We start from the raw sequence: 25,028 nt of genomic DNA on the forward strand, positions 1-25,028 counted from the left end.
GTCCGGCGCAAGGTGCGCTCCGTTAACGTGAACAATTGGCCAGACGCTAGGCAGAAGCGCCGCCAAACGCAACGGCATACGACCATTAAGATCCTGCCCCGCGCCGATCGGCCGGGCCGTCAGCCGCTGGCGCCTCCCGCCTGCACCAAGCATGCCGCGGCAAAGCGATCGAGCGCGCCGCCGGGTTCTATCCGCCATGCGTCCTGCGCGCGCGCCTGCACTGCGATCGTGCGCTGCAGGTCGAAACCGGTGATCCGCACCAGCACCAAGCCGGGGCGCGCAAAGCTCTCCGGCACCATGGTGATGCCTAGCCCCGCCTCGACATAAGCGAGGGCATGGGCGTCGCTCAGCGTCCGCGCCGCCATCACCGGGCGCACGCCGCGGCTGGTGAAGAAGCGGCTGATTTGAGGCAGCGCCTCGCAGTGTCGCCGCACCAGCATCGTTTCGCCCGCCAGTGCCTCGGCGGCGACCGCGCCTCGTCCCGCGTGAGGGTGCCCGAGGGGCAGGGCCATAGCATAGCCTTCGCGCAGAATATTGCGCGTCGGCAGACCGCTGCGCGGCGTAGCCGTCAGGATCGCATCCAGCCGCCCGCGATCTAGCAGTGCGTCCAGTTCGCGCCCGCGACCTTCCGTCATCTCCAGCGCGGTTTCGCCGGCGATCGCCGCCAACCCAGCCTGCAGTATCGGCACCGCGATGCTCGCCAGCACCCCCAGCCGTATTGGTATTCCAGGCGCGGCAGCGGGGGAGAGGCGCTCGGCCGCCAAGAACTCCGCCTCGATCCGACGGGCATGATCGGCAAACCGGCTGCCCGCCTCGGTCAGCGCGACGCGGCGATTGCTGCGATCGAACAGCTTCTGGTCGAGCAGCGTCTCCAGCTTGGCGATGCCGATCGAAAGCGTCGGTTGCGAGACGTTGCATTGCTGCGCCGCACGCGAGAAGCTGCCCTGATCGATCACGGCAAGGAAATAGCGGATCAAATACCGGTCGATCATAGAAGCTGTCTATGCACGGATACCAGAAGCTTCAATTTTCTTTTCGTGCCCGGGAGCGTTACAAGGGCGGCAAAATAGGAGAGGTGCAGCATGCCCGATTTCGATTTCGCGCTCGGTGAGTCCGCCGACATGATCCGCGAGACGACGGCGCGGTTCGCGCGCGACCGCATCGCCCCGCTCGCTGCGCGCATCGATGCGGAAGACTGGTTCCCGCGCGACGAACTCTGGGCGGCGATGGGCGAACTCGGCCTGCACGGCATCACCGTCCCCGAAGCCGATGGCGGCCTCGGCCTCGGCTATCTCGAACATGTCATCGCCTGCGAGGAAGTCGCCCGCGCCTCGGCCTCGATCGGCCTCAGCTACGGCGCGCACTCGAACCTCTGCGTCAACCAGATCGCCCGCTGGGGCAATGCGGAGCAGAAGGCCAAGTATCTCCCCAAGCTGGTCTCGGGCGAGCATGTCGGCAGCCTCGCCATGTCCGAGGCGGGCGCCGGATCGGACGTCGTCTCGATGAAGCTCAAGGCGGAGAAGGTGCAAGGCGGCTATGTGCTCAACGGCACCAAGTTCTGGATCACCAACGCGGCATACGCCGACACGCTGGTGGTCTATGCCAAGACCGGCGAAGGCTCGCGCGGCATCACGACCTTCCTGATCGAGAAGGACATGCCCGGCTTCGCGATCGGCCAGAAGATCGACAAGATGGGCATGCGCGGCTCACCCACCTCCGAACTGGTGTTCACCGACTGCGAAGTGCCCGAGGCGAACGTGATGGGCCCGCTCAATGGCGGCGTCGCGGTGCTGATGAGCGGGCTCGACTATGAGCGGACCGTGCTCGCCGGCATCCAGCTCGGCATCATGCAGGCATGCCTCGACGTGGTCCTGCCCTATCTGCGCGAACGCAAGCAGTTCGGCCAGGCGATCGGCAGCTTCCAGCTGATGCAGGCCAAGATCGCCGACATGTATGTCGCGCTCAATTCCGCCCGGGCCTATGTCTATGCCGTGGCGCGCAGCTGCGATGCGGGCAAGACGACCCGCTTCGACGCGGCCGGCGCGATCCTGCTCGCCAGCGAGAACGCCTTCCGCGTGGCGGGCGAGGCGGTGCAGGCGCTGGGCGGCGCCGGCTATACCAAGGACTGGCCGGTCGAACGCTTCCTCCGCGACGCCAAGCTGCTCGACATCGGCGCGGGGACCAACGAGATCCGCCGCATGCTGATCGGCCGCGAATTGCTGGGGGCTGCGGCGTGAGCCGGACCCAAATTCCTCCCCGGGCGAAGCTCGGGGAGGGGGACCGCGCGCCGCAGGCGCGTGGTGGAGGGGCCGCGCCGCGAGGCGCGGAACTCGTTCGAAGGGCAGGATCCCGCCGCGTGCCGCGGCGGCCCCTCCACCATGTGCTGCGCACATGGTCCCCCTCCCCGTACCGGGGAGGAATGAAGGTAGCAGTATGACCGCCCCCATCCTCCCCACCGCCGTCAACCCCGACAGCGACCAATTCCGCGCCCAGGCCGCGCACCACCGCGCGCTGGCCGAGAAGCTCCGCGCCGACGTGGCGCTTGCCGCGCTCGGCGGCAGCGAGTCCGCCCGCGCCAAGCATGTCGCGCGCGGCAAGCTGCTCCCGCGCGAGCGCGTGGAACGGCTGCTCGATCCGGGCAGCCCCTTCCTCGAGATCGGCCAGCTCGCGGCCTGCGACCTCTATGACGGCGAAGTCCCCGGCGCGGGGGTGATCGCCGGCATCGGCCGCGTCTCCGGCCGCATGGTCATGATCGTCTGCAACGACGCCACCGTTAAGGGCGGCACCTATTATCCGATGACGGTGAAGAAGCATCTCCGCGCGCAGGAGATCGCCGAGGCCAACCGCCTGCCCTGCATCTATCTGGTCGACAGCGGCGGCGCCAACCTGCCGCACCAGGCCGAGGTGTTCCCCGACAAGGACCATTTCGGCCGCATCTTCTTCAACCAGGCCAACATGTCCGCGCAGGGCATCCCGCAGATCGCCTGCGTGATGGGCAGTTGCACCGCGGGCGGCGCGTACGTGCCCGCCATGTCCGACGAGAGCGTGATCGTCCGCAACCAGGGCACGATCTTCCTCGCCGGCCCGCCGCTGGTGAAGGCGGCGACCGGCGAGGAAATCAGCGCCGAGGATCTGGGCGGCGGCGACCTCCATGCCCGCCGCTCGGGCGTGGTCGATCACCTGGCCGAGAATGACGAGCATGCGCTGACCATCGTCCGCGACATCGTCAGCCACCTCCCCGCCGACCGCATTCCCGATGTCGCGCTCAAGGATCCGCGCCCGCCGAAATATGCGGCCGAGGAGCTGTACGGCATCCTCCCCGCCGACGTCCGCGCACCGTACGATGTGCACGAGGTCATCGCCCGGCTGGTCGACGGCTCGGAATTCCACGAATTCAAGGCGCTGTACGGCAGCTCGCTGGTGTGCGGCTTTGCCCATATCTGGGGCATGCCGGTGGCGATCCTCGCCAATAACGGCGTGCTGTTCTCGGAGAGCGCGCAGAAGGGCGCGCATTTCATCGAACTCGCCTGCCAGCGCCGCATTCCCCTGCTCTTCCTCCAGAACATCTCCGGCTTCATGGTCGGCGGCAAGTACGAGGCGGAGGGCATCGCGAAGCACGGCGCCAAGCTGGTGACGGCGGTGGCGACGGCAAGCGTGCCGAAGCTCACCATCCTGATCGGCGGCAGCTTCGGCGCGGGCAATTACGGCATGTGCGGCCGCGCCTATTCGCCGCGCTTCCTGTTCAGCTGGCCGAACAGCCGGATCAGCGTGATGGGCGGCGAGCAGGCGGCGAGCGTGCTGGCGACGGTCCACCGCGATGCCGCGAGCTGGTCCCCGGAGGAAGCCGAGGCGTTCAAGGCGCCGATCCGCCAGAAATACGAGGATGAGGGCAATCCCTGGCACGCCACCGCGCGGCTGTGGGACGACGGCATCATCGATCCGGCGCAGACCCGCGACGTGCTCGGCCTGGCGCTGGCGGCAACGCTCAACGCGCCGATCCCTGAGCGGCCGCAGTTCGGCGTGTTCCGGATGTGAGCGAAGGTTCGCTTCCCTTCGTTGCACTGGTGCCTCGCGCCCGGCGTTCGCGCTTCGCGCGCCCCTCCACCATGCTGCGCATGGTCCCCCTCCCCCAGCAAGCTGGGGGAGGAATGCACTTCACCGAGATCCTCCCCCAGCCCTGCTGGGGGAGGGGGACCGCCGGCCGCAGGCCGGTGGTGGCGGGGCCGGCGCCGCAGGCGACGGAAAGCGCTCCGCCCGCCCTACGCGCCGTTTATCTTCCTGCGCCGCTCGGCCACGGCTTCGCCGATACCGACCAGAACACCCTCAAGGTTGTTCAACACCTCTGCTGCGGGCACGCGCAGCGTCACCACGCCCTGCGCCAAGAGCCAAGCATCCCGTCGCGCATCCGCTACGGGCGCATTGCCACGCGCATGCATTTCGCCATCGACTTCGACACACAGCCGTGCCGCATCGCAGTAGAAGTCGAGCACGTACGGCCCGGCAGGATGCTGCTTGCGCCACCGCTCGCAGGCCTGACCGCGCAGTTGCTGCCAAAGCAGCACCTCGGGCAACGACATTTCCCGCCGCAGGCGCCTCGCTCGACGATACGATCTGCCGTTGCCCTTGAGCATCGCTGTCCCCGTTCGCGCTTCGCGCGCCCCTCCACCATGCTACGCATGGTCCCCCTCCCCCAGCAAGCTGGGGGAGGATCTTATCGCTGAAGGCTGAATCATGCTCCTCACCCTCCTCGCCCTCACCCTGACCCCGCAGACCGCCGGCCTGCCGCCGCCTGCCGCCAACCCCACGCACAGCACGCCCTCTCCGACCAAGCTGCCGCCCGCCAACCCGCTCGCTCCGCCCGACGGCAGCGACGAGCGCGCCGTGCTCGCGACGGTCGACAGGCTGCTGGGCGGGATCAACACGCGCGACGCCGCGGCGATCGGCGCCGTCCTCCACCCGAGCGCAAGTGCAACGATCGTCACCGAAGCCGTCGGTGGACCCAGCACCGTCCGCACGCTGACGAACGCCGAGCTGCTCGCCCGCTTCCAGCCCGGCCCCGAGACGTTCGACGAGCGCATCTCCGGTCCCGCGGTCGAGATCGACGGCGATCTCGCGATGGTCTGGGCGCCCTATGTGTTCCGGCTGAACGGCAAGGTGCATCACTGCGGCACCGATCACTTCAGCCTGGTGCGCGAGAACGGCGCCTGGAAGATCGCCAGCCTAGCCTGGACCTCGCGCACCACGGGGTGCCCGGCATGAACCGCGACACGCTGTTCGTCCTCGACACCGACTGGGCCGACCCGGCCTATGGCGGCGCGCGCCGCTTCTACTGCAAGGACTGCATCACGGTGGAGGGGCTGCTCGCCGCCTTCCCCGAGCGCGCCGCGAACATCGAGGTCGTCCGCGTCGCCTGGCCCCGCCCGCGCGCGGCGGTGGTGGCGCGGCTCGGCGCGGACAACCAGAACCTCCCCGCGCTCGCCTTTGCCGAGGGCGGCTTCGCCAACGACATTGAGGGCGTGCTCGCCGCGCTCCACACCCGCCACGGCTTTCCGGAGCGCCACCCGTGATCCAGTCCCTGCTCATCGCCAATCGCGGCGAAATCGCCTGCCGCATCATCCGCACCGCCCGCGCGATGGGTTTGCGCACGATCGCGGTCTATTCGGACGCCGACTCGAACGCGCTGCACGTCCGCCAGGCCGATGAGGCCGTGCATATCGGCCCCTCCCCTGCGCGCGAAAGCTATCTGGTGGCTGAGAAGATCATCGCCGCGGCCAAGGCAACCGGCGCCGAGGCGATCCACCCCGGCTATGGCTTCCTCTCCGAGAATGCCGAGTTCGCCGAGGCGGTGCTCGCCGCCGGGCTGGTCTGGGTCGGGCCGAAGCCGGACAGCATCCGCGCGATGGGCCTCAAGGACGCCGCGAAGGCGCGGATGATCGCGGCGGGCGTGCCGGTCACCCCCGGCTATCTCGGCGAGGACCAGAGTCCCGAGCGGCTCCAGGCCGAGGCCGATGCGATCGGCTATCCGGTGCTGATCAAGGCGGTGGCGGGCGGCGGCGGCAAGGGCATGCGGCGGGTGGAAAGCGCCGCCCAGTTCGCCGATGCGCTCGCCAGCTGCAAGCGCGAGGCCGCCTCCTCGTTCGGCGACGACCGCGTGCTGCTGGAGAAGTACATCCTCTCGCCCCGCCACATCGAAGTGCAGGTGTTCGGCGACACGCATGGCAATGTCGTCCACCTGTTCGAGCGCGACTGCTCGCTCCAGCGGCGCCACCAGAAGGTGATCGAGGAAGCCCCGGCCCCCGGCATGGACGCTGAGACCCGCGAAGCGATCTGCGCAGCGGCCGTACGCGCGGCTAGGGCGGTCGACTATGTCGGCGCAGGCACCATCGAGTTCATCGCCGATGCGAGCGAAGGTCTGCGCGCAGACCGGATCTGGTTCATGGAAATGAACACCAGGCTCCAGGTGGAGCATCCGGTGACCGAGGAAATCACCGGGCAGGATCTGGTCGAATGGCAGCTGCGGGTGGCGAGCGGCGAGCCCCTGCCCAAGCGGCAGGACGAGTTGGCGATCAACGGCTGGGCGATGGAAGCACGGCTCTATGCGGAGGATCCGGCCAAGGGGTTCCTGCCGAGCGTGGGGCGGCTGGAGATTTTCCGCCCGTCGTCGGACGTCCGCTATGAAACGGGCGTGCACGAAGGTGCCGAGATCACCGGTTTTTACGATCCGATGATCGCCAAGATCGTGGTGCATGCCGACAGCCGCGTCGAAGCCTGCGAGGCGCTCGCCCAAGCCTGCGCCGCGACCGACATCTTCCCCGTCAAGACCAACGCGCCGTTCCTTTGGCGGGCGCTGGATGACGCGGATTTCCGAGCAGCGCGCATCAACACCGGCTTCATCGCCGAGAAAGGCGACGTCCTGCTGCCCCCGGCCGAGCCGACCGACGACATGATCACGCAGGCTGCCGCCGCGCTGGTCGTCCAGGAATATCGGGGCGAACCCACCATGCTGCACGGCTGGGACGACGATCTGCTGGAAGCGCCGCAGCCGAATCCGTGGCGCGGTGCCCTGGGATTCCGCTTGAATGCCGCACCGAACCGCCGTGTCGCGGTGGCTGTCGACGGAAAGGTCCATATTACCGAACTGCCGGCCAACTGGCGGACGGCCACGGTCATCGCCGAGCCGGTGACCGACGGGATCGCGGTGAACGATGACGGCCTATCGTTCCTCGCATCGCTGGCACGCGTCGGTCCGACGAGCGGAACCGCCCCCGCCGACGGCGCCCTGCTCGCCCCCATGCCGGGCCGTATCACGGCAGTGGATGTCGCTCCCGGCGCACAGGTCACCAAGGGTCAGCGGCTGGTCACGCTGGAGGCGATGAAGATGGAACATGCGCTCACCGCGCCCTTCGACGGCACCGTTGCCGAGCTTCCGGTCGAAGTCGGTGCGCAGGTGCAGGTGGATGCGCTTGTGGTGCGGATCGAGCCACGCGAATAAGCCGGATCGCCGTATGATCAAGGCCGTCACCGTTTGGGTGTGCCGCCATGCGGGCTTATGATGCAGGATTTTACCCCCCTAGGGGGGAAGTGGTGCCCAGAAGAGGACTCGAACCTCCACGACCTTGCGATCGCCAGCACCTGAAGCTGGTGCGTCTACCAATTCCGCCATCTGGGCACGGGGTAGGCCGGCGCCTCTAGGGGAGGTTTGCAGGGGCTGTCAACGACCTTTTGTGAAAAATGTTGGACTTCGTGCGGCGCTTGCCGTTTAGCCCTTCACACGGCATTGGGGCCGCAGGTTCGCGCATGCAGTGAGGCGATAGATGAAGGACAGGCTGGTAACCCTGATCGGCGGTGGGGGCTTTCTGGGCCGCTACGTGGCGCAGGAGCTGCTGAGCGCCGGCGCGCGCGTCCGTCTGGTCGAGCGCAAGCCACGCGACGCGTGGTTCCTCAGGACGCAGGGCGGGCTCGGCCAGACCCAGTTCGTCGTGGGTGACGTCACCAAGCCCGAAACGCTCGCCCGTGCGCTGCAGGGTAGCGATGCGGTGGTGAACTTCGTCGGCATTCTGTCGGGCGATTTCGACAAGGTCCACGTCCAGGGCGCGCGCAACGTGGCCGAAGCCGCAAAGGCAGCAGGGGCCAGCGCGCTGGTCCACATCTCGGCGCTCGGTGCCGATACCGGTTCGCCTTCCGCTTACGGGCGCAGCAAGGCCGCCGGCGAGCAGTCCGTGCTCGCCGCCTTCCCGGGTGCTACCATCCTGCGTCCCTCGATTGTGTTCGGCCGCGAGGACGCGTTCGTGAACCGCTTTGCCGGCATGATCGCGGGTGCGCCGCTGGGCGTGGTGCCCGTGGTGCGGGGTGAGACGCGGTTCCAGCCGGTCTTCGTAGCCGATGTCGCACAGGCCGTTGCCGCCGCCCTGGCGGATCCGGCCGCGCACGGCGGCAAGACCTATGCGCTGGGCGGCCCCGATGTGCTAAGCATGACCGCGCTGATGCGCTGGATCGCTGGTGCGATCGGGCGCAAGCCGCACTTCATCGAACTGCCGGATTCGCTCTCCGGGCTGATCGCGTCGCTGCCCGGCACCCCGATCACGCGCGATCAGTTCGCGATGCTGCAGGCGGATAATGTTGTGCCGGCGGGCGCCGAGGGCCTTGCGGCGCTGGGCATCACGCCCACGCCGATGGCGACGGTGGCGCCCACCTGGCTGGTGCGTTTCCGCCAGGCGGGTCGCTTCAGCCGCTTCCGCACCGCCGCCTGACCCCGCACTCCGGCCGGGCGGCGCCCTTCCCGGGGGCCGCGTGGCGCGAAACCCCCGAAGGAGCCTCCCCATGACCACGCTGCTGGTGGCGATCCTGCTCGGCATCGTCGAAGGCGTCACCGAATTCCTGCCCGTCTCCTCCACCGGGCATCTGATCCTCGCCAGCGAACTGATGGGCTATGATTCGGCACGGTGGGCGATGTTCAACGTCGTCATCCAGCTCGGCGCGATCCTGGCGGTGGTGGTGCTCTACTGGCGCACCTTCTGGGCGGTGATGGAGGGTCTTCTGAAGCTCAATCCGGTGTCGATCCGGTTCGTGCGCAATCTGCTGATCGCGTTCATTCCCGCGGCGGTGATCGGACTGGTGCTGCACCGGCATATCGAGGCGCTGCTGGGTGCGCCCAAGGTGGTGGCCTGGGCGCTGATCGTCGGCGGCGTGGCGATCCTCATCATCGAGCGGCTCGTCAAGTCCGCCACGATCCACGGCATTGCAGAGATCCCGCTGCTGCGGGTGATCGGGATCGGCTTTGTCCAGTGCCTGGCCATGGTACCGGGCGTCAGCCGCTCGGGTGCCACGATCATGGGTGCGCTGTCGCTGGGCGTCGAGCGGCGCACCGCAGCCGAGTTCAGCTTCTTCCTGGCCATCCCGACGATGCTGGGCGCTACTGCGCTTGAGCTGCTGAAGAATCATGAGATGCTGGTGACGAGCGGCGTAGGTTGGGGAGAGATCGGAATCGGCTTCGTGGTTTCGTTCGTCGTCGCGCTTGCCGTGATCAAGTGGTTCGTTGGCATCGTAAGCAAACATGGCTTCACGCCGTTCGCGTGGTATAGGATTGTTGCTGGCGCGACCGCGCTGATTTGGCTTTCCGTTCGATAGGACCGTTCCGGGCCTATTTGGCTGAAAATCTTTAGCCTGATTGAGCCTTTTTGATGTTCTAACGTCATATAGGTCAGCACTGCTGTCTTTATCGTTGCGCCGCTCTCCTGTACGGGGGCGGCATGGCTGACGATCCCATGCTCAAATTCGTCGGACGCCCCCAGGCGTATCCGGCCAAGCGCCCCGCCCAGCTGCGTGCGGAAGACTTTCGCGAGATCGCGGAGCGCTATGCGGTGCCGGATGCGGAGGCGCAGGCCGGCCGCTGCAGTCAGTGCGGCGTGCCCTATTGTTCGGTGCACTGCCCGCTGCACAATCATATCCCGGATTGGCTGCGCCTGACTGCAGAGGGGCGGTTGCGCGAGGCCTATCAGCTTTCCAACAGCACCTCGACCATGCCGGAGATTTGCGGTCGCATCTGCCCGCAGGATCGGCTGTGCGAAGGCAATTGCGTGATCGAATTCTCCGGCCACGGCTCGGTGACGATCGGCTCGGTCGAGAAGTTCATCACCGACACCGCTTGGGCCGAAGGCTGGGTGGAACCGGTGCAGGTCGGGCGTGATCGCGGCCAGTCGGTCGGCATCATCGGTGCGGGGCCCGCGGGTCTTGCTGCCGCCGAGTATCTGCGTGGCTATGGCTATGAGGTCCATGTCTACGATCGCTACGATCGCTCGGGCGGGCTGCTCACCTATGGCATTCCCGGCTTCAAGCTGGAGAAGGACGTGGTGATGCGCCGCGTCGCGCGGCTGGAGGAAGGCGGCATTGTCTTCCACCGCAATTTCGAAGTCGGCCGCGACGCGAGTCTCGGCGAGCTCCGCCAGCGCCACGATTCGATCCTGGTCGCCACCGGCGTGTACAAGGCGCGTGCGATCAAGGCGCCGGGCGTCGGCGCCAAGGGCGTGGTCGACGCGCTCGACTATCTGACCGCGTCCAACCGCAAGAATTTCGGCGACGCCGTGCAGGCCTATGACGATGGCAGCCTCAACGCGCTCGGCAAGCATGTCGTGGTCGTCGGTGGTGGCGACACCGCGATGGACTGCGTCCGCACCGCGATCCGCCAGGGTGCGGCCTCGGTGAAGTGCCTTTATCGCCGCGACCGGGCGAACATGCCGGGTTCGCAGCGCGAAGTAGCCAATGCCGAGGAAGAAGGCGTCGAGTTCGTCTGGCTCTCCGCGCCGGAAGCGTTCGAAGGCACCGAGCAGGTGACCGGCGTCCGCGCCTCCAAGATGCGCCTCGGCGCGCCGGATGCATCCGGCCGCCGCGCGCCGGAAGTCGATCCGGGCGGGGCGCTGCAGATGCCGGCCGATCTCGTCATCAAGGCGCTGGGTTTCGAGCCCGAGGACCTGCCCAAGCTGTTCGGCGCCGAGGAACTGGGCGTCACCCGCTGGGGCACGCTGCGCACCGACGGCAAGACGATGATGACCAGCATGGATGGCGTGTTCGCCGCCGGCGACATCGTCCGCGGCGCGAGCCTCGTCGTCTGGGCGATCCGTGACGGCCGCGACGTGGCGGCGCATATGCACGCGTGGATGAAGGCACGCGCCATGGCCCCTGCCGCCAAGGCAGCCATTCGCGAGGAGAGCCTGGCATGAAGATCCTCGTCAACGCACTGCTGCTCGCCGTCGCCAGCCCCGCACTGGCGCAGACCCAGTCTGCGCCGCCGGCACCCGCCGCCGCGCCAGATCCTGCCCGCCTCGCTGTCGCGCGGGAACTTGCCGACAAGCTGGTGCCGCAGGGCATGTACCAGCGGATGATGGGCGAAAATTTCAGCCGGATGATGGAATCGATGGTCGGTTCAGCCGGCGACATCCCCGTTCGCGACTTCGCGCAGATCGGCGGCCTTTCCGAGCAGGATGTGTCGCGGCTTGGCAAGACGACGCTGGGCGAAGTGATGGCGATTTACGATCCGCATTGGCAGGAGCGCCAGCAGCGGATGATGCGGGCCATGATGGGCGAGATGGGCAAGTTAATGTCCACGCTGGAGCCGAAGGTACGCGTGGCGCTCGCGCGTGCCTATGCGCGCGAATATAGCCTGCCCGAGCTGCAGGATCTGCAGCGCTTCTTCGCCACGCCGGCCGGCAGCCATTATGCGCGCAGTTCGATGGAACTGATGATGGGGCCGGACATGGCGCAGACGATGGGTGAAGCAATGCCGGAGATCATGAAGCAGATGCCGGCGCTTATCCAGACGGCGCAGACCAGCACCAAGGATCTGCCGCCGCCGCGTAAACCGGCCGACCTGACTCCGGACGAACGTGAGAAGATTGTGAAGCTGCTGGGCGCCAAGTCCGGCCAGCCCGCCAAGAAGTAAGCATCGCCGCCCGTTAGGGCCGCGCGCACGAAGATCGAGGAAGACCATGGACGACATCAAGCTGGCTGCCGAGCGCGAGCGCCTCGCCCGCGAGGGCATGTACCGCCCCGAATATGAAGGCGATGCCTGTGGCGTGGGCATGGTCGCGGCGACCGACGGCCAGTCGTCGCGCCGCGTTGTCCAGTCGGCGATCGATGCGCTGAAGGCGGTGTGGCACCGCGGCGCCGTGGATGCGGACGGCAAGACCGGCGACGGCGCCGGCATCCATGTCGATCTCCCCTTACGCTTTTTCGACGAGCAGATCGTCGGCAGCGGCCACCGCGTGCTGCCGAACCGACTCGCCGTCGGCATGATCTTCCTGCCGCGCACCGACTTGGGCGCGCAGGAGACCTGCCGCACCATCGTCGAGAGCGAGATCATCGAGGCGGGCTACACCATCTATGGCTGGCGCCAGGTGCCGGTCGACGTCTCGGTCATCGGCATGAAGGCGCAGGCGACGCGCCCCGAGATCGAGCAGATCATGATCGCCGGGCCGCAGCCCGACGCGATGGACGCGGCCGAGTTCGAGCGTCAGCTCTATCTGATCCGCCGCCGTATCGAAAAGCGGGTGATCGCGGCGCAGGTCGGCGGCTTCTACATCTGCTCGCTGTCGTGCCGCTCGATCATCTACAAGGGGCTGTTCCTCGCGGAGTCGCTGTCCGATTTCTATCCGGACCTCAAGGATACGCGCTTCGAGAGCCGCGTCGCGATCTTCCACCAGCGCTATTCCACCAACACTTTTCCGCAATGGTGGCTGGCGCAGCCGTTCCGCTGCCTGGCGCATAACGGCGAGATCAACACGATCCGCGGCAACCAGAACTGGATGCGCAGCCACGAGATCAAGATGGCGAGCATCGCGTTCGGCGAGCAGAGCGAGGACATCAAGCCGGTGATCCCGGCCGGCGCGTCGGACACCGCCGCGCTCGACGCCGTGTTCGAGGCGATCTGCCGCTCGGGCCGCGACGCGCCTACCGCCAAGCTGATGCTGGTGCCGGAGGCCTGGCAGCAGGACGAGGATACGCCGCCGGCGCACGCCGCGATGTACCAGTATCTCGCCTCGGTGATGGAGCCGTGGGACGGCCCCGCCGCGTTGGCGATGACCGATGGCCGATGGGCGGTGGCGGGCATGGACCGCAATGCGCTGCGTCCGCTGCGCTATACCCAGACCTCGGACGGGCTGCTGATCGTCGGCTCCGAAACCGGCATGGTGCCGGTGCCGGAGGCGAACGTCGTCGCCAAGGGCCGGCTGGGGCCGGGCGAGATGATCGCGGTAGACCTGGACGAGGGCAAGCTGCTCCACGACCGTGCGATCAAGGATCAGATCGCCGGCGAGGCAGACTATGCCTCGATGGTGAAGGGGTTCCTGTCGGTCGACGATCTGCCGGCCGCGCCTGCCGAGGCCTATTATGAGCGCGCCGAGCTGTCGCGTCGTCAGGTCGCCGCCGGGCAGACGCTGGAGGACATGGAACTGATCCTGGCGCCGATGGTCGAAAGCTCCAAGGAAGCGATCGGCTCGATGGGCGATGACACGCCGCTGGCGGTGATCTCGTTCAAGTCGCGGCTGATCAGCCAGTTCTTCCGGCAGAATTTCAGTCAGGTGACCAACCCACCGATCGACCCGTTGCGCGAGCGCTACGTGATGTCGCTCAAGACGCGGTTCGGCAACCTCGCCAACATCCTTGATACCGAGGGCGCGGGCAGTCCCGTACTGGTGCTGGAGAGCCCGGTGCTCACCAATGCCGATTGGCACCGCTTGCGCGCGCATTTCGGGGCGAACGCGGCGGAGATCGACTGCACCTTCGCGGCGGACGGCGATCCGGAATCGCTCAAGGCAGCGATCAAGCGTATCCGCCACGAGGCCGAGCAGGCGGTCCGCGCCGGCTGCACCGAATTGTTCCTCACCGACGAGCATAGCGGGCCCGACAAGGTCGCGATTGCCGGCGTCCTGGCCGCGGCGGCTGTGCACACGCACCTCGTCCGGCGCGGCCTGCGCTCCTATGCGAGCGTCAACGTTCGCACGGCGGAGTGCCTCGACACGCATTATTATGCGGTGCTGATCGGCGTCGGCGCGACCACGGTAAACGCCTATCTTGCCGAAGCTGCGATTGCAGATCGCCATGCGCGCGGCCTGTTCGGCGACCTCAGCCTGTCCGACTGCCTGAAGCGCCACCGCAAGGCGATCGACGAGGGGCTGCTCAAGATTCTGTCGAAGATGGGCATCGCGGTGATCAGTTCCTATCGCGGCGGCTACAATTTCGAAGCCGTGGGCCTCAGCCGCGCGCTGGTGAACGATCTGTTCCCCGGTATGCCCGCCAAGATCTCGGGCGAAGGCTATGCCTCGCTCCACCTCTCGGCGATGATGCGCCACGAGGCGGCCTATGATGCGGGCGTCGCGACGCTGCCGGTCGGCGGCTTCTACCGCCAGCGCGCGGGCGGCGAGGCGCATGCCTATTCGGCGCAGCTGATGCACCAGCTGCAGACCGCGGTGTCGAACGACAGCTATTCGAGCTACCTCGCCTTCTCGCGCGGGGTGCGCGATCTGCCGCCGGTCTATCTACGCGATCTGCTCGAGTTCAACTTCCCCGAAACGGGCGTGCCGATCGACCAAGTCGAGGCGATCACCGAGATCCGCAAGCGCTTCGTCACGCCCGGCATGTCACTCGGCGCGCTCAGCCCCGAGGCGCACGAGACGCTCGCCATCGCGATGAACCGGATCGGCGCCCGCGCCGTCTCGGGCGAGGGCGGCGAGGATTCGGCGCGCTACACGCCCTATGAGAATGGCGACAACGCCAACTCCTCGATCAAGCAGGTCGCCTCGGGTCGGTTCGGCGTGACGGCGGAATATCTCAACGCCTGCGACGAGATTGAGATCAAGGTCGCCCAGGGGGCGAAGCCCGGCGAGGGCGGGCAGCTGCCCGGCTTCAAGGTCACCGAGTTCATCGCCAAGCTGCGCCATGCAACGCCGGGCGTGACGCTGATCTCGCCGCCGCCGCACCACGACATCTATTCGATCGAGGATCTGGCGCAGCTGATCTACGATCTCAAGCAGATCAATCCGCGCGCGCGGGTGTGCGTGAAGCTGGTGAGTTCCGCCGGCATCGGCACGGTCGCGGCTGGCGTCGCGAAGGCGCATGCAGACGTGATCCTCGTCGCTGGTCACACCGGGGGTACTGGCGCGTCGCCGTTCACTTCGATCAAATATGCCGGCACCCCTTGGGAGATGGGCCTGTCGGAAGTGAACCAGACGCTGACGCTCAATGGTCTGCGCGGTCGCATCAAGCTGCGCACCGATGGCGGGCTCAAGACCGGGCGGGACATCGTCATCGCCGCGATCCTCGGCGCTGAGGAATTCGGCATCGGCACGCTGAGCCTGGTCGCGATGGGCTGCATCATGGTGCGCCAGTGCCATTCGAACACCTGCCCGGTGGGCGTCTGCACCCAGGACGAGAAGCTGCGCGCCAAGTTCGTCGGCACGCCGGAAAAGGTCATCAACCTGATGACCTTCATCGCCGAGGAAGTGCGCGAGATCCTCGCCAAGCTCGGCTTCAAGAGCCTGGACGAAGTGATCGGGCGTACCGAGTTGCTCCGCCAAGTCAGCCGCGGCGCCGAGCATCTCGACGATCTCGACCTCAACCCGATCCTCGCCAAGGTGGATGCGGACGATGCCGAGCGGCGCTTCAGCCTCAGCACCTTCCGCAACGCCGTGCCGGACAGCCTCGACGCACAGATGATCAAGGATGCCGCACCCGTGTTCGCACGCGGCGAGAAGATGCAGCTCACCTATTCGGTGCGTAATACGCACCGCGCGGTGGGCACGCGGCTCTCGTCCGAGGTGACCAACAAGTTCGGCATGTCGACGCTGCAGGATGGGCACGTCCATGTCCGGCTGCGCGGCTCGGCTGGCCAGTCGCTCGGGGCATTCCTGTGCAAGGGCATCACGCTCGAAGTTTTCGGCGACGCCAACGACTATGTGGGCAAGGGCCTCTCGGGCGGCGTGATCGTGGTGCGACCGATGGTCAGCTCGCCGATCGAATCGTGGAACAACACGATTATCGGCAACACCGTGCTCTACGGCGCGACCTCGGGCCGACTGTTCGCGGCCGGCCAGGCGGGCGAGCGCTTTGCGGTGCGCAACTCGGGCGCTGACGTGGTGGTCGAGGGCTGCGGCGCGAACGGGTGCGAATACATGACCGGCGGCACCGCCGTGGTGCTGGGCCGCGTCGGCATGAACTTCGGCGCGGGCATGACCGGCGGCATGGCGTTCGTCTATGATGTCGACGGCAGTTTCGAGCGCCACGCCAATCCGGAGAACATCACCTGGAACCGGCTGGCCTCCAGCCATTGGGAAACCAAGCTCCGGGCGCTGGTCGAGGCGCATGCCGAGGAGACCGACAGCAAATGGTCGAAGGGCCTGCTGGAGGACTGGGACCGCGAAGTCGGCAAGTTCTGGCAGGTGGTGCCGAAGGAAATGCTGACCCGGCTGCCGCATCCGCTCAACGATACCGTCGAGGCGGTGGCGGCAGAGTGATGGGATGGAGGTGGGGACCGTTCCCCACCTTCGTCATCCCGGCTTTCACCGCGATGATAGACGTAAGCAGGCTGCGCTAATCAAGGGCAGAGTCGATGTCGGTTTGGCGGAAGTCATTGCCTTTGAAGAGTAAAGGGCACTCAGCCAAGGCAGCCACGGCATAGGCCATGCAGTCGCCATAGTTCAGGCGCGCTGGCCGCCCGCTGAAGCGGCCCAGCGCGTTGGCGGCGAGAACGGCATGCGCCTGCGTCCATGGCACGACTTCAATTGTTGGCAGGTGCAGCAAGCGCCATGCGCTCGGCAGAAAATCCTCACCTTTCTGACGTGAGACTACCAGTTCGAACTCAAAAACAGTTGGAGCTCCGATTAGAACTCGATCGGGGCTTGCCATCGCGCGAAGAAACGCCTCGGCTTCGGCCTCCTCCTGCAGGATTGCCATCAGCGCGGAGGTATCGACCGCTATCACTTCGGCAGGCCGTTCTTATCGTAGAGGATCGCATCTGGGTCACGCATATCGAGCGTAGGCAGCGCAGCGTAAGCCTGGCGCACCTCGTTAACAACGGAACGATATACCGTCAGCCGCTGCTCCGCGTCCGGATCGGTGACCGGCTCGCCGCTGCGCCGAAGTGCCTCCGTAACCGCCATCCGGATCGCCGTGGTATAGCTCACCCCCTTGGCGCGCGCGTAGCGGCGGACCAGCCGGTCGGTCTCTTCGTCTTTGATGCTGAGCGCCATGGTGCGGCTCCGTTCTAGAATGCCGATCAAAATATAGAATTGCGACCCGCGCTACAACGAGTCTTCCCCGGCCCATTTCCGCTGCTTATGGCTTTGCCCATGTGGCAGCTCCTTCAATTCCCGCTCTGTCCCTTCTCGCGCAAGGTCCGGCTCCTGCTGGGCGAGAAGGGCATTGCCTATGAACCGGTACGCGAATCGCCCTGGCTGCGTCGCGACGAGTTTCTCGACCTCAATCCCACCGGCCAGACCCCGGTGATGATCGATGCCGAGCGCCATGTGACGCTGATCGACTCGACCGTGATCTGCGAATTCTTCGAAGAGACCGTCAGCAAGAACGCACTGCTCAACGGGTCTGCAGTCGACCGCGCCGAGATACGCCGGCTGGTCGTGTGGTTCGATAACAACTTCTACAGTGACATCACGGCGCCGCTTCTCCACGAGCGAATGATCAAGCGCATCGTCTATCGCCAGCCACCCGATGCGAAGGCCTTGCGCGATGCGATGAAGGCAGCGGTCGGCCATCTGGATTATATCGATTATCTGCTCGACCACCGCACCTGGCTGGCCGGGGCGACGATGAGCCTGGCCGACATTACCGCCGCAGCGCAGATTTCTGTCGCCGATTATCTGGGCGGGATCGATTGGAAGAGCCACGAACTCGCCAAGCGCTGGTATATCGGAATGAAGAGCCGCCCCAGCTTCCGTGTACTGCTCGCCGAACGCATGGAAGGGATCACGCCCCCCGCGGATTACGAAAAGCTTGACCTGTAACGCGGGATAATCGCGGGCGGCGGCGCGTTTGACGGACAAACGGGAGAGACCGCGATGCTCGAACATGTACCGCATTGGCTGGGAAGCGCACTGAAGGGGCTGCGCGCGGGGGCCGGCAAGCTGGCGATCGTCCAGCCCGAACTCGGCAGCTTTGACGTGCTGCATCTCGCCAGTCCTGCCTTTGCCAATGGCGCCCGCTTGCCGGAGCGATTCACTGCGGACGGCGAGGGCGTCTCGCCGCCTCTGTTTTGGAGCGATGTGCCCGAAGGCACCGCATGCCTCGCGCTGATCGTCGAGGATCCCGATGCGCCGGCGCCGCAGCCGCTGGTCCATGCCGTGGTCTGGGGCCTTCCGGTCGATGGAGACCTGAAGGAAGGCGCAATCCGGGCCGATGGCGCCGGCGACGCCGAGGGCAAGGATGTCGGCCGGAACAGCTATCTCGGCGAAGGCTGGCTGCCGCCCGATCCGCCGACCGGCCATGGCCCGCACAACTATGCCTTCCAGCTGTTTGCATTGGGGGCCGGCTGCGAGATCGGCGACAATCCCGGCCGCAGCGCGCTGCTGCGCGCCATGGCCGGGCATGTGATCGCCGCCGGGCTGCTGACCGGCGTTTATTCACGCGGGGAGCCAGCCCCGACCGGCCTGGTCGGGGAGATCGCGCCGGTCTGATCCAGACCGGCGCGGCGCATTCAGCCGTTCACGATGGTCCCGCCATTGGGATGGAGTACCTGACCGGACATGTAGCTCGAGTCCTCGCATGCGAGGAAAAGGAAGGCGGGCGCGACTTCGTTCGGCTGACCTGGGCGTCCCATAGGCACGCTTTCGCCGAAATGTTCGAGCTTCTCGGGCGAGGCGCCGCCGCTGGGATTCAGCGGTGTCCAAATCGGTCCAGGCGCGACGGCGTTCACGCGAATGCCCTTCTCGATGAGGTTCATCGAGAGGCTGCGCGTGAAGGCGGTAATCGCACCCTTTGTCGAGCTATAGTCGAGCAGTTCGGGTTCGCCCTGGTACATGGTGACCGACGTGCAGTTCACGATGGCAGCGCCCTGCTTCAGATGCGGTGCCGCGGCCTGCACCAGGAAGAACATGCCAAAAATATTCGTCTGGAAGGTGCGGCGAAGCTGCTCCTCGGTGATGTCGGTGATATCCTTGTCCGGATGCTGCTCGCCGGCATTGTTCACTAGGATGTCGATACGGCCGAACTCCTCGATCACCTGGCGCACGGCCTGGTCACAGAAGCTCTTGTCCCCGACATCGCCTGCGATCGTCAGCGCGCGGCGGCCTTCGGCGCGGACGATTTCGGCCGTGTCCTCCGCGTCGGCATGCTCGTTCAGGTAGACGATCGCGACATCGGCACCTTCCCGGGCGTATAGCGCGGCGACGGCACGGCCAATGCCGCTATCGGCGCCGGTGACGATGGCGACCTTGTCCTTCAGCCGGTTCGACCCCGGATAACGCGGCTGCCATTCGGGCTTGGGATCCAGCGTGCGCTCCTCGCCGGGCAGCGCATCTTCGTGGATTCGTTCTATGGTAAGATCGTCGGGCATCGGCACGGCTCCTGCAGCTTTATGGAGGGTGCCGGAAAAACCGGTGGGGCAGGGCAAGGGTTCCTGCGATGGGGCCGCCGGAGCGGCCACCGGGTTCAGCCGATGAGGCTGGAACCCTGGAGGCCGCTGCCCAGGATCAAAACGGCGGTGATCGCGAACGATATCATGCCGATCATGATGTCGCGTACCATGCGGAGCGTCTCCTGCTGTGCGAGCATCATGCGATCGGAAGGATCGGCGTGGATACCGCAAGCAGAACCGCGGTGAAAAGCAGCGCGCCCGTGGTGGCGAGGGTGCGGTGAAAGGCTTCGATACGAAACGTCATGGTAGTTACTCCCTGAAGGCGGCGTCCGGACCATCCAGTGCCAATGCCGCTATCTTTGCAGGGACCGTGCCAATTATCTAAGATATTGATTTGAATGCGATATCGCTTCGAGGCGATTTCTCAAATGGTATAATTCACTAGGCTTCTGCGTGAAAATTACCAACTATCGTGATTTTTCACGCATGTCCGCGCCGCCTACCTGCACCATATTCCTCCCAGCGCTTTTGGCGGCGTAGAGCAGGCGATCCGCACGATGAAAAGCGGTCTGGTGCATCTCGCCCGGCGTCACCAGCGTAAGTCCGGCCGAGAAGGTGATCTCCCCCAAGGGGGCGTCCGTATCGCGCAGCTTGTAGCGCTTCGCCTGCACCGTGCCGCGGGCGTGGTCCAGCGTCTGCCGGGCTCGATCCAGCGAGATGTTGGTGAACAGCACGGCGAATTCTTCGCCGCCATAGCGTGTCACCAGATGGCCGCGGCAGCTGTGGCGCAGCGCATCGGCAATGGCCTTGAGCACTCGATCGCCCACCGCATGGCCAAACCGATCGTTCACCGACTTGAAGTGATCGATGTCGCAAACCGCCAGACACATCCGGCCGCCTGCACCTTCCTGCGCGGCGAAGGCTTCTTCGAAGGCGCGGCGGTTGGGCAGCTGGGTCAGCGGATCGCGCCGCGCGTTTTCGCGCGCTTCTTCCAGCTTCTCGCGGAGATCCTTGGCCTCACGTGTCGTAGTTTCCAGCTTCTCTTCCGCAATCCGGATGCGCTCCAGCATCGCGGCGGTAATGCGGACGACGTCGTCGTTCTGCGAAGGCTCGCCCGCCGCTGCAGACATCGCTTCGGCGCTGGCCGCCAGATCCCGTCCGAAATCGGCGGTTTCGGCGCGCATCGCCGTGACCATGTCGGCAAAGCCTTCGACCTGCATCTGCGTTCGTGCGACTAGACCCTCGGCCCGTTCCTTCACGTCGACGGGTGCCTCGGCCGGTTGTGCTGTGTCTGCCGGCTGGAAGTCCGCATTCAGGGTCAGGATATCGCGTGGAGTAAGCCGCACGCCGCCTTCGGTGATCATCTCCACTGCACGGGCGAGCGGCCCTTCGGGATCCGTGAACAGGCGATGGACGAAGGCATAATGGGTCGGGCTCGGCGGCAGCCGCTGATCCATCAAGAACTCGCCGATGCGTTCGAACAGCCTCCGGCCGTCTTCCTGCTCTGCCTCCGAATGAACGGCACGCGCGATGCGCATACGCTCCAAATCCCCCGTGCGAAGTCACGGCATGTATGGCCGCTATATGGCCCGTGGTAAGTAGAGGAAGAGTGCTAAAATCTGGTTGTTGCGGGGATGCCTTGTTTCGGCGTCAGCGCCAGACGGCGCCGATCTGCTGAAACAAAGCCCCTGTTTTTCAACGCGCTGCTCGGCCAGCGCCTCCTCCCGCCGCATCCAATAATAATTGCGGCGGGAGTGGACAGGATCACCGGCCAAGCGCTGCGGCGATCAGTGGCGATGCGACTCGTGATATTTTTGGACCGCGGCGAGCGTCTGGCGGATGTGATCGGCGGGGTTCGGATCCGAATGGACGAACAGAACCTTCCCGTCGGGCGCGATCACATAGCTGGTGCGCTTCGTGTACTTGGCGTTCTGCATCAGCACGTCATAGCCCTTGGCGACTTCCGGCGTGGCGGCTGCGACGGCGAACTTGCCCGCACAATATTGGCTCGAGAATTTTTCCAGCTGATCGACGTTGCCGGCCGTCATCCCGATCACGGTGGCGCCTGCCTTGGTGAAATCGTCGAGCGATTCGGCAAAGGCATGGGCTTCGGCGTTGCAGCCCGAAGTGAAGGCGGCGGGGAAGAAGTACAGCACCACCGGGCCCTTCTTCAGCGCAGCCTTCAGGTCGACGGTGATCGGCTTGCCGGCAACCGCGCCCTTGGCGGTGAACATGGGTGCCTTGGCGGCGGGTGCCAGCTCGGCGCCGGCCGGCATGGCCAGCGGCAGGGCGAGGGCGGCGAGGGCGAGCTTCAGGCGCATGACATTCCTCCCATAAGTCGGTGTGGGTCGATCTCTACGCCGCCCTGCGCTGCACCGCTAGCGGGTGAAGGCGATCCCCAGCCGGGCATGCGTGGTGCGGACGTTATAGCGGTCTAGCGCCTCGCCATAACCGGTGAATGCCTGTCCGAAGAGGTAGATGCCAAGCCCCCCGCCGATGCGGGTGAGCGGATAGGAGACGAACAGCTCGCCCGCCCCGCGACCCGTACGAACATTGCCGCGCCCGGTCACGGCGATCTTGATCCCGTCCTTCTGCTGGATCGCGGCGGTGAGCGCGGTATAGCCGAAATAATCCTTCATGTCCTGGAAGGTGCCGCTGCTGCCGACATAGACCCAGGCCTGCGGCGCCAAGTCGATTCGCCAGTCCTCGCCCAGATCGAACCGCTTTTCGGCGCGCAGGAAGATGCGGTTGATGTCCACTGAGTCGGTTTCGCCACGCCCGTTCGAATCATGCCGCCAGCCGAGCGCCACGCGCGTCGTTTCGTCATAGGGGATGTCGGCATAAAGTTCGGGGCTGTAATTGGTCGAACGGAACGGACCGGAAGGCTCGCTGAGCGCCCAGAACATAGTCTGGGTATAGGCGAAGCGCAGATGGCCGAGCTGCAGCGGTGCATCTTCCGCGAAGGGGCGCACCGCAAAACTCACCTGCAGCTTGCCGCCGGCATCCTTCAGCCCGAAGGCGCCATAGACCGGCTCATGCGGTTCAAACCGCTCGAGAAAGCCCGCGGAGCTGCCCGTCGAACTTTGCACCACGGTTTCCTGTGGCGGAACCTCTGCGGCCTGGTGGCGGACAGCAGGGGGTAACGCAAGCCCGGCAATGCCTACCGGCACATAGCGGGCCTTTGCGAAGCCTCGCGCCGCAATCGTCGGCACCGGTCCGGGCGTTCGTTCCAGCACGAGCCGCGTACCGTCCGTCGCCGTCACTTCGATCTGGCGCGGCCCGGCATCGGCGATCGGCGCGTCGGTTTCGTTGACGAGGAACACGTCCACGCCGCGCAACGCCGCCTGTTCGGAAGCGGGCTGGGCCGGCACCGCCCGAATCTGCGCACGGGCAGCGGGAACGGCAATCAGGAATCCAAGCAGGGGAAGCGCGGCCATCAAACGCATGTCGTGCGAAGTGGCAGGCGTTTGTGACCTTGGCGAGTCAATTTCGGCCTTGTAGGGCACGGACATGCCCGTTTCCCAGCACGATATCGCCCTCGCTGCGCGCCTCGCCGATGCCGCCGGCGCCGCCATCCGCCCCTATTTCCGTGCCGAGCATGGCGTGGAGGCAAAGGAAGACCAGTCTCCCGTCACGCTGGCCGATCGCGCTGGCGAAGAGGCGATGCGCAAGCTGCTCATCGCAGAGCGTCCGATGGACGGGATCATTGGCGAGGAATTCGGCATCCGCGAAGGCACGAGCGGCCGGCAATGGGTACTCGATCCGATCGACGGCACCCGCGCTTTCATCGCCGGTCGGCCGGTGTTCGGCACGCTGATTGCCTTGGTGGAGGATGGCTGGCCGGTGTTGGGCATCATCGATCAGCCGATCATCGGCGAACGCTGGCTCGGCGTGACCGGGCGGCAGACGCTGTTCAACGGCAAGCCCGCCAGCACGCGCATCTGCCGCGAACTGAACCAGGCGATCCTCGGCACCACCTCGCCGGCGCTGTTCGACGATTCGCAACTCCACGCCTTCGAGCATCTCGATGCCAAGGTAATGAGCACGGTGCTCGGCGGCGATTGCTACAATTATGGCTGCGTCGCGAGCGGCTGGCTCGACATCGTCGTCGAAGCTGGGCTGAAGCTGCACGATTTCGCCGCGCTGGTACCGGTGATCGAAGGCGCGGGCGGGCGGATGTGCGATTGGCAGGGCGATCCGCTCCACGCCGGCAGCAAGGGCGAAGTGATCGCCGCCGGCGATCCGGCGCGGATCGACGACATTTTGGAGGCAATGGCCTGCGAGGGCCATTGAGCCGCGCTGCTGAAAGGCAGCGGGGAGGGCAGCGCTTCGCTGCTAGCGCCCCGCCCAGAATTCCGGATGCGCATCAATCTCGTGGATCAGCCAGGCGGCGATGCGGCGATGCTCCTCCAGCCCATAATGGCCGTGGCACGCCGTTGCCCGGAACGCGCCGGCCGGAAAAGGCAGGAACAGTACATCCCGTGCGCCGGCCGTTCGCGCGGCATCGCTGATACGGGCTTCGGCGGCGCGTAGCCGGGCCTGCTCCTCGGGCGGTGCGCTGCGGCCGTCGAACCACCACAGGAGGAACACTGCACCCGGGTAGCGGGCGTGGAGGCGGGCCAGGAAGCGCCCATATCGGGTCGCATAGTCGCCAAGCAGCGCGTCCATGCTGGGCCAGCGCGTGTCGGGGCGGAAGCCGATGAAATCCGCCTGCAGCTTCAGCATCACGATCTGCGGCTGCCATGTCGGGTCCGCATAGGGTTCGGGCTCGGCGGGCATCGACCTCGGCCAGATCCGTTCCATTCCGTCGCGCTGGTCTCCGGCGCCCAAGCCCCGCATGAGCCCCAGGCCGGACACCGCATTGACCTGATAATCCGCCCCGTAATGGCGTGCGGCCAGCGCAGCGAACGCATTGGGCGTATCGGTGGTGGCACGTACCTGTTCGGGCGAACAGGCGCGTCCGGGCGAGCGCGCGCCATAGCCGGTCATCGACGAGTCGCCGATGAACTCGATCTGGCGGCGGCGTGGCGGAGGTGCAGGTAGCACGCGGCCCGGCGCGACGAAGAAGCCGCCGAACCATGCCGGCTGCGCGCTTTCGGTTACCTTGTCCAGGCGGATCCGGTGTGCACCGCCGCCCAGACCGGCGAACGTAACACCGCGCGTGCCCGGGCGGTCGATCGTCTGTGGTGGGCTCCCGTCGATGGACGCGCGATAGGCATTGGTGGCGTCATCGAAGCGCAACGACACGCGGTCTCCGCGGAATGCGGCTTCGAAATAAACGCCAGGCCATTGGTGGCGAAAGCCGCCCAGCTTGCGCTCCACTCGGCCCCCCGCCTGCACCGGCAAGGCCGACATCCCGGCGAATGCAGCGGCATCGGCGACGGTGCGCTGCACCGGGCGGCTGTCGCTCGTCGCGGCAAGCGCAAGGGCAAGGACGGTCAGGCGCAGCATC

Annotated in this window: 23 protein-coding genes and 1 tRNA gene; 13 read left to right on the plus strand and 11 right to left on the minus strand. The window is 66.2% G+C overall.

Going from position 1 to position 25,028, the window contains the following annotated elements:
- Positions 1-119: 119 nt before the first annotated feature.
- Positions 120-992, minus strand: a complete 873-nt coding sequence (locus ACNFJ7_RS14095) for a LysR family transcriptional regulator (protein WP_019367566.1) — start codon at positions 990-992, stop codon at positions 120-122.
- 90 nt (positions 993-1,082) lie between these two features.
- Between ACNFJ7_RS14095 and ACNFJ7_RS14100 the strand changes: the two genes are divergently transcribed.
- Positions 1,083-2,237, plus strand: a complete 1,155-nt coding sequence (locus ACNFJ7_RS14100) for an isovaleryl-CoA dehydrogenase (RefSeq protein ID WP_019367565.1) — start codon at positions 1,083-1,085, stop codon at positions 2,235-2,237.
- Positions 2,238-2,433: 196 nt separating this feature from the next.
- Complete coding sequence (locus ACNFJ7_RS14105; protein WP_019369694.1) at positions 2,434-4,035, plus strand: carboxyl transferase domain-containing protein; 1,602 nt, start codon at positions 2,434-2,436, stop codon at positions 4,033-4,035.
- A 224-nt stretch (positions 4,036-4,259) separates the two neighbouring features.
- Here the strand turns inward: ACNFJ7_RS14105 and ACNFJ7_RS14110 are convergent, their stop codons facing one another.
- The gene (locus tag ACNFJ7_RS14110) at positions 4,260-4,577 is read right to left on the minus strand and encodes an endonuclease domain-containing protein (protein ID WP_019369695.1); all 318 of its coding nucleotides are present in this window, start codon (positions 4,575-4,577) and stop codon (positions 4,260-4,262) included.
- Positions 4,578-4,731: 154 nt separating this feature from the next.
- Here ACNFJ7_RS14110 and ACNFJ7_RS14115 point away from each other — a divergent pair, with 154 nt between their 5' ends.
- Genes ACNFJ7_RS14115 through ACNFJ7_RS14125 form a run of 3 tightly spaced genes read left to right on the plus strand, consistent with a single transcriptional unit; the run spans position 4,732 to position 7,492 of the window.
- The gene (locus ACNFJ7_RS14115) at positions 4,732-5,259 is read left to right on the plus strand and encodes a nuclear transport factor 2 family protein (RefSeq protein ID WP_019369696.1); all 528 of its coding nucleotides are present in this window, start codon (positions 4,732-4,734) and stop codon (positions 5,257-5,259) included.
- A complete protein-coding gene (locus ACNFJ7_RS14120; RefSeq protein ID WP_026009167.1) occupies positions 5,256-5,567 on the plus strand; it encodes a DUF3088 family protein in 312 nt (103 codons plus the stop codon). The genes ACNFJ7_RS14115 and ACNFJ7_RS14120 overlap by 4 nt, the downstream gene beginning before the upstream one ends.
- The gene (locus ACNFJ7_RS14125) at positions 5,564-7,492 is read left to right on the plus strand and encodes an acetyl-CoA carboxylase biotin carboxylase subunit (protein WP_019369698.1); all 1,929 of its coding nucleotides are present in this window, start codon (positions 5,564-5,566) and stop codon (positions 7,490-7,492) included. Before ACNFJ7_RS14120 ends, ACNFJ7_RS14125 begins: the two co-directional genes overlap by 4 nt.
- A gap of 90 nt (positions 7,493-7,582) precedes the next feature.
- On the opposite strand, the gene ACNFJ7_RS14130 is transcribed toward ACNFJ7_RS14125, so the two are convergent.
- Positions 7,583-7,669 (minus strand) — tRNA-Leu (locus tag ACNFJ7_RS14130).
- A 145-nt stretch (positions 7,670-7,814) separates the two neighbouring features.
- Here ACNFJ7_RS14130 and ACNFJ7_RS14135 point away from each other — a divergent pair.
- The 5 genes from ACNFJ7_RS14135 (at position 7,815) to gltB (ending at position 16,502) form a co-directional block, all read left to right on the plus strand.
- Positions 7,815-8,750, plus strand: a complete 936-nt coding sequence (locus tag ACNFJ7_RS14135) for a complex I NDUFA9 subunit family protein (protein WP_019369699.1) — start codon at positions 7,815-7,817, stop codon at positions 8,748-8,750.
- A 70-nt stretch (positions 8,751-8,820) separates the two neighbouring features.
- Entirely contained in the window at positions 8,821-9,627 is an 807-nt protein-coding gene (locus ACNFJ7_RS14140; protein ID WP_019369700.1) for an undecaprenyl-diphosphate phosphatase, read from the plus strand.
- A 122-nt stretch (positions 9,628-9,749) separates the two neighbouring features.
- On the plus strand, positions 9,750-11,216 hold the full coding sequence (locus ACNFJ7_RS14145) for an NAD(P)-dependent oxidoreductase (protein WP_019369701.1): 1,467 nt from the start codon (positions 9,750-9,752) through the stop codon (positions 11,214-11,216).
- On the plus strand, positions 11,213-11,935 hold the full coding sequence (locus ACNFJ7_RS14150) for a DUF2059 domain-containing protein (protein ID WP_019369702.1): 723 nt from the start codon (positions 11,213-11,215) through the stop codon (positions 11,933-11,935). Before ACNFJ7_RS14145 ends, ACNFJ7_RS14150 begins: the two co-directional genes overlap by 4 nt.
- A 46-nt stretch (positions 11,936-11,981) precedes the next feature.
- Positions 11,982-16,502 carry a glutamate synthase large subunit gene (gltB, locus tag ACNFJ7_RS14155; RefSeq protein ID WP_019369703.1) on the plus strand — a complete coding sequence of 1,507 codons (4,521 nt, stop codon included), beginning with the start codon at positions 11,982-11,984 and terminating at the stop codon, positions 16,500-16,502.
- A 76-nt stretch (positions 16,503-16,578) separates the two neighbouring features.
- Here the strand turns inward: gltB and ACNFJ7_RS14160 are convergent, their stop codons facing one another.
- Together ACNFJ7_RS14160 and ACNFJ7_RS14165 are read right to left on the minus strand one after the other, a co-directional pair.
- Positions 16,579-16,941 carry a type II toxin-antitoxin system VapC family toxin gene (locus ACNFJ7_RS14160; protein ID WP_152997966.1) on the minus strand — a complete coding sequence of 121 codons (363 nt, stop codon included), beginning with the start codon at positions 16,939-16,941 and terminating at the stop codon, positions 16,579-16,581.
- A gap of 23 nt (positions 16,942-16,964) precedes the next feature.
- Positions 16,965-17,237: a type II toxin-antitoxin system VapB family antitoxin gene (locus tag ACNFJ7_RS14165; protein ID WP_019369705.1), complete on the minus strand. Its 273-nt coding sequence runs from the start codon at positions 17,235-17,237 to the stop codon at positions 16,965-16,967.
- A 99-nt stretch (positions 17,238-17,336) separates the two neighbouring features.
- On the opposite strand from ACNFJ7_RS14165, the gene ACNFJ7_RS14170 reads away from it, so the two are divergent.
- Together ACNFJ7_RS14170 and ACNFJ7_RS14175 are read left to right on the plus strand one after the other, a co-directional pair.
- Positions 17,337-18,008 carry a glutathione S-transferase family protein gene (locus tag ACNFJ7_RS14170; RefSeq protein ID WP_019369706.1) on the plus strand — a complete coding sequence of 224 codons (672 nt, stop codon included), beginning with the start codon at positions 17,337-17,339 and terminating at the stop codon, positions 18,006-18,008.
- 54 nt (positions 18,009-18,062) lie between these two features.
- On the plus strand, positions 18,063-18,677 hold the full coding sequence (locus tag ACNFJ7_RS14175; RefSeq protein WP_019369707.1) for a YbhB/YbcL family Raf kinase inhibitor-like protein: 615 nt from the start codon (positions 18,063-18,065) through the stop codon (positions 18,675-18,677).
- A 20-nt stretch (positions 18,678-18,697) separates the two neighbouring features.
- Here ACNFJ7_RS14175 and ACNFJ7_RS14180 read toward each other — a convergent pair whose 3' ends face one another.
- The 5 genes from ACNFJ7_RS14180 to ACNFJ7_RS14200 form a co-directional block, all read right to left on the minus strand.
- Positions 18,698-19,555, minus strand: a complete 858-nt coding sequence (locus ACNFJ7_RS14180) for a glucose 1-dehydrogenase (protein WP_026009168.1) — start codon at positions 19,553-19,555, stop codon at positions 18,698-18,700.
- A gap of 95 nt (positions 19,556-19,650) precedes the next feature.
- Positions 19,651-19,773, minus strand: a complete 123-nt coding sequence (locus ACNFJ7_RS14185) for a hypothetical protein (RefSeq protein ID WP_269083850.1) — start codon at positions 19,771-19,773, stop codon at positions 19,651-19,653.
- 270 nt (positions 19,774-20,043) lie between these two features.
- Positions 20,044-21,114, minus strand: a complete 1,071-nt coding sequence (locus tag ACNFJ7_RS14190; RefSeq protein WP_019369711.1) for a sensor domain-containing diguanylate cyclase — start codon at positions 21,112-21,114, stop codon at positions 20,044-20,046.
- 249 nt (positions 21,115-21,363) lie between these two features.
- Positions 21,364-21,897, minus strand: coding sequence for a peroxiredoxin (locus tag ACNFJ7_RS14195; RefSeq protein ID WP_019369712.1), 534 nt, complete (start codon positions 21,895-21,897; stop codon positions 21,364-21,366).
- A gap of 57 nt (positions 21,898-21,954) precedes the next feature.
- On the minus strand, positions 21,955-23,022 hold the full coding sequence (locus ACNFJ7_RS14200) for a phospholipase A (protein ID WP_236704563.1): 1,068 nt from the start codon (positions 23,020-23,022) through the stop codon (positions 21,955-21,957).
- A gap of 64 nt (positions 23,023-23,086) precedes the next feature.
- On the opposite strand from ACNFJ7_RS14200, the gene hisN reads away from it, so the two are divergent.
- The gene (gene hisN, locus ACNFJ7_RS14205; protein WP_019369714.1) at positions 23,087-23,869 is read left to right on the plus strand and encodes a histidinol-phosphatase; all 783 of its coding nucleotides are present in this window, start codon (positions 23,087-23,089) and stop codon (positions 23,867-23,869) included.
- A gap of 42 nt (positions 23,870-23,911) precedes the next feature.
- On the opposite strand, the gene ACNFJ7_RS14210 is transcribed toward hisN, so the two are convergent.
- The gene (locus ACNFJ7_RS14210) at positions 23,912-25,027 is read right to left on the minus strand and encodes a GDSL-type esterase/lipase family protein (protein WP_019369715.1); all 1,116 of its coding nucleotides are present in this window, start codon (positions 25,025-25,027) and stop codon (positions 23,912-23,914) included.
- Position 25,028 lies beyond the last annotated feature (1 nt).

This window comes from Sphingomonas sp. HT-1 (genome assembly GCF_048568905.1).
Taxonomy (GTDB): domain Bacteria; phylum Pseudomonadota; class Alphaproteobacteria; order Sphingomonadales; family Sphingomonadaceae; genus Sphingomonas.